6 protein-coding genes are annotated in these 3,282 nt (G+C 40.0%); 5 read left to right on the top strand and 1 reads right to left on the bottom strand.

The window, feature by feature from the left end:
- Nucleotides 1–35: 35 nt before the first annotated feature.
- The 5 genes from ABI367_RS01425 to ABI367_RS01405 all read left to right on the top strand — a co-directional run bounded on the left by ABI367_RS01425 (nt 36) and on the right by ABI367_RS01405 (nt 2,646).
- The gene (locus ABI367_RS01425) at nt 36–818 is read left to right on the top strand and encodes a Rossmann-like and DUF2520 domain-containing protein (RefSeq protein ID WP_462230365.1); all 783 of its coding nucleotides are present in this window, start codon (nt 36–38) and stop codon (nt 816–818) included.
- A gap of 19 nt (nt 819–837) precedes the next feature.
- Complete coding sequence (locus tag ABI367_RS01420; protein WP_462230363.1) at nt 838–1,170, top strand: 2Fe-2S iron-sulfur cluster-binding protein; 333 nt, start codon at nt 838–840, stop codon at nt 1,168–1,170.
- Nucleotides 1,171–1,179: 9 nt separating this feature from the next.
- Entirely contained in the window at nt 1,180–1,422 is a 243-nt protein-coding gene (gene iscX / locus ABI367_RS01415) for a Fe-S cluster assembly protein IscX (RefSeq protein WP_462230361.1), read from the top strand.
- Between the two features lie 79 nt (nt 1,423–1,501).
- Nucleotides 1,502–2,023, top strand: a complete 522-nt coding sequence (locus ABI367_RS01410) for a KdsC family phosphatase (RefSeq protein WP_462230359.1) — start codon at nt 1,502–1,504, stop codon at nt 2,021–2,023.
- A gap of 44 nt (nt 2,024–2,067) precedes the next feature.
- On the top strand, nt 2,068–2,646 hold the full coding sequence (locus tag ABI367_RS01405) for a Maf family nucleotide pyrophosphatase (protein ID WP_462230357.1): 579 nt from the start codon (nt 2,068–2,070) through the stop codon (nt 2,644–2,646).
- On the opposite strand, the gene ABI367_RS01400 is transcribed toward ABI367_RS01405, so the two are convergent.
- Nucleotides 2,636–3,282 (bottom strand): diiron oxygenase (locus ABI367_RS01400; RefSeq protein ID WP_462230355.1); only part of this gene is annotated, 647 nt, incomplete at its 5' end. The genes ABI367_RS01405 and ABI367_RS01400 overlap by 11 nt on opposite strands.

Raw genomic sequence — 3,282 nt, 5'->3', positions numbered from 1 at the left:
ATAAGGAGTTGAAAATCGTTTAGTAACTTACGCTTATGCGTATCACCCTTATAGGTTCCGGTAATGTAGCTACACACCTGGCAGCGGCGTTTAAAAACGCCGGGCATAGTATTGTGCAAATTTACAGCCGAAGTTTGCAAAACGCCTCATTACTGGCGTATCATGTAAAGGCTGATCCTATTGATGACCTTAAACATATCAATCCCGAAACCGACCTGTTTGTTATTGCCATAAAAGATGATGCTATTGGCCCGGTTGCCGAAAAACTGGCAGTACATAAAAAGTTAATGGTCCATACTTCCGGTGCTGCTGATTTATATACCTTGCTGGCTTTTTCTGATCATGTGGGTGTGTTTTATCCGCTTCAAACCTTCAGCAAAAACAAAGAGGTTGATTTTCGCAATGTGCCTTTATGTATTGAGGGAAACGATAATACCATAACCGGTCAATTGCAACAATTGGCTCAAACCATCAGCAATAAAGTTTACCTTATTGATAGTGCCAAACGTAAAACACTGCACCTTGCCGCCGTTTTTGCCTGTAACTTCCCAAACTACCTTTATGCTATCGGGCAGCAGATTATAGCTAAAGATGATTTAGATTTTGACATGTTACGTCCGTTAATATTGGAAACTGCCGAAAAAGTACAGCATAATTTACCTTCCAATGTGCAAACTGGCCCCGCCATACGCAATGATAAGCAAACCATGGATGCACATATTAAATTGCTGCAGAGCGACCCTCATCTACAGGAATTATATACGCTGTTAAGTCAGGGTATTATCAAATTGGAAACTCCGCGACGCGGGGATAAGTAATTTTGTTACTTTTGCCCAAATGAATATTTTTAAAGTAAAGATAAACTTTGAAGAAAAGGGGCACGATAGTATAGAACTGCCCATTGCCGAAGGGGAATCTGTATTAGATGTGTGCCTGGAGAATGGTATCGAATTGCAGCATAACTGCGGCGGTGTTTGCGGATGCAGTACCTGCCATATATATGTAAACAAGGGGATGGATAACATTCAGGAAATATCTGATAAGGAAGAAGATTTTATTGATCGTGCAGTTAATCCGCGCATTACATCGCGCCTGGGTTGCCAATGTGTAATAATTGATGGTGATATTGAAGTTACCATACCCGATCAATCACAGTTTTTAGGACATTAATATATAAAAATGACAGACGATAAATTTGCTTTGCCTATCCATTGGAATGACTATGAAGACATTGCGATGTCGCTTTACGAAAAGTTTGGGCCTGATTACGGCGAATCAAAAATATACCGTGTGCGTTTTACCGACCTTTTAGAGTGGGTGTTAACGTTGCCTAATTTTGCCGGCACACGTGCAGAAGCTAACGAAGGCCACCTGGAACAAATACAATCTGCCTGGGTGTATGAATGGCGTGATAACCAGTAGTGAGTGGGCAGTAGTGAGTTGGCAGTAAGCAGGATCATATAATCAGTGTAATCATATATTATCGGTGTAATTAAAAATCATGGAATCATTTTTAAGCAAGCTTCAGGACATTACCACTTTTGTTTTTGATGTTGATGGTGTGTTAACAGATGGTTCTGTATTTGTGTCCGAAAACGGTGAGCAAAGTCGCGCGTTTAATATAAAGGATGGTTATGCGTTGCAGTTGGCCGTAAAGTGCGGTTATAATGTTTGTGCCATATCCGGAAGTCGTTCAAAAAGTGCTATACACCGTTTAAATAGCCTGGGTATAAAGGATGTTTACATGGGTGTGCATACTAAAATCACTAAATTTAAAGTATACCTTGAAGAAAAAAGTATCCGCACCGGGCATGTTTTGTACATGGGTGACGATATCCCCGACCTTGCTGTAATGAAACTTGCTGGCTTACCTGTTTGTCCTGCCGATGCTGTAGAAGAAATAAAAGCGTTAAGTGCCTATGTTTCTCCGTTTGACGGCGGTAGGGGCTGCGCGCGTGATGTAATTGAAAAAGTATTGAAGGTACAGGGTAAGTGGATGAGCGATGAGGCTTATAGCTGGTAATTAAGGCGAAAGCTGAAAGGTAAAAGCAGAAAGCTGAATATCCCATGAACAATATTCCAAAAATTATTCTCGCATCTAAATCTCCACGCAGGCAGGAATTGCTGACGCTGATGGATCTTGATTTTCGCATTGTATTAAAAGAAGTTGACGAAAGTTATCCCGATGATTTAGCACCTGAGGAAATTGCTCTTTATATAGCTCAAAAAAAAGCCACCGCTTTTGATGAAACTGTTACTGATGAAATTGTGCTTACCGCCGATACCATTGTAAGTATTGAGGGCCATATATTAGGTAAACCTGAAACAGAAGAACATGCTGTTGAAATGTTGCAAATACTATCAGGTAAAACACATCAGGTTATAACCGGTGTTTGTTTATTGTATAAGCATCAGTACCATAGTTTTTATGAGGTATCAGAGGTAACTTTTCGTCAAATAAGTGAGACCGAAATAAGGCACTATATAAGTAAATATAAGCCAATGGATAAGGCGGGTTCGTACGGTATTCAGGAATGGGTAGGGGTAACAGGCATAAAAAAAATAAATGGCTCATATACCAACGTTGTTGGCTTACCAACAGAACGTTTGTATAGCGAATTGATAAAACTTATAGCTACACTTTAGCACTTAATACCAAACGCCACGCCCATCGGGTGGCCAAATTAAAGCCTTTCCAGCTATCTACAAACTCAATAACATCATCAAGGCATTTTTCCGCGAATTTTGTTTTTAAATTTTTGATGGCCTCCGTGTAGGCATCGTTTGAGTTTGGCAAGCCAATGCGCTCATAAATTTCACGTTTTACATACATGGTACGCACAAACAGTATATTAAATAATATTACATAGCTATATAATGTACGTTTAACTGGCCCGGCTTTAGCCGAATACGTTTTTAGCAGACTTTTAGTAAACAGTATATGGCGCCCTTCCTCTATATTATGCAAATCGAACATTTTTTTTAGCACCGGGTAAATATTGGCCGACCGGCGGGCGTAGTTGCCATACACATCTGTAACCAACTCAATCGATACGCTCCCCATAAACAGGTAATCAGCAGGGAGATACTTATTGCTGAACTTGCCAAAAAACTTATGCAAGCCGCTTTGTTTAATAGGTTTGCCGCCCAATTGGTTAATTACCCTTGCAAACATTTCCTGGTGACGAAATTCTTCTATAAGCTCTCTAATTAAAAACTGATGTTCAAGGCTTTCTTGCTGTAAATTGATAAGATGTCGGGTCATGAATACGCAAAACAAGC

Origin of the sequence: Mucilaginibacter sp. (genome assembly GCF_039935595.1) — a bacterium.
GTDB lineage: Bacteria > Bacteroidota > Bacteroidia > Sphingobacteriales > Sphingobacteriaceae > Mucilaginibacter.
This window is presented reverse-complemented; position numbering and strand designations above follow the sequence as displayed.